Origin of the sequence: Pseudomonas sp. YuFO8 (assembly GCF_035065025.1) — a bacterium.
In the GTDB taxonomy this organism is placed as follows: domain Bacteria; phylum Pseudomonadota; class Gammaproteobacteria; order Pseudomonadales; family Pseudomonadaceae; genus Aquipseudomonas; species Aquipseudomonas putida_AE.
In genome coordinates, this window is record NZ_JAXDEQ010000148.1 from 1 (window position 1) to 432 (window position 432).

A 432-nucleotide genomic window follows, 5' to 3' on the forward strand; every position below is an offset into this window, starting at 1 on the left:
GATGTGGCAGCGGTAGTGGGGAATCTGCGCGTTGTTAATCGGCTGGCCATTCCACAGGATCTGCCCGGAACTGGGCGCATCCAGCAGGGCGAGTGCGCGCAGGAACACGCTTTTGCCGGAGCCGGATGAGCCGGTGATCGACACGCGATCGGCGGCATTCAAGGTGAAATCGGTGGGCTGGAGCAAGGCCACGTGGCGGCGCTCGTCCATGCGCGTGAGGGCGCGGGTTTCGATCAGTGCGCTCATGGACGCGGTGTTCCTCTCAATCTGGACGGTGCAATGGTGAGGCACACTGGCCGGGATTTCATTCAAAAAATTCAAACTTATGTGCATGACCCGATGCGCGCAGACGGCCTGGGCAAAGCACATCCTGCTCGCTAGACTCGCGCTCCTATAAAAAGGAGCCCTCATGGACGAACAGAAAGCATCCGA

General features: G+C 59.7%; 1 protein-coding gene. It reads right to left on the minus strand.

The features are described 5' to 3' along the window. Positions 1 to 246: ATP-binding cassette domain-containing protein (locus SOP95_RS31720; RefSeq protein WP_323609545.1), on the minus strand; the 246-nt coding region annotated here is incomplete at its 3' end. Between the last annotated feature and the right edge of the window lie 186 nt (positions 247 to 432).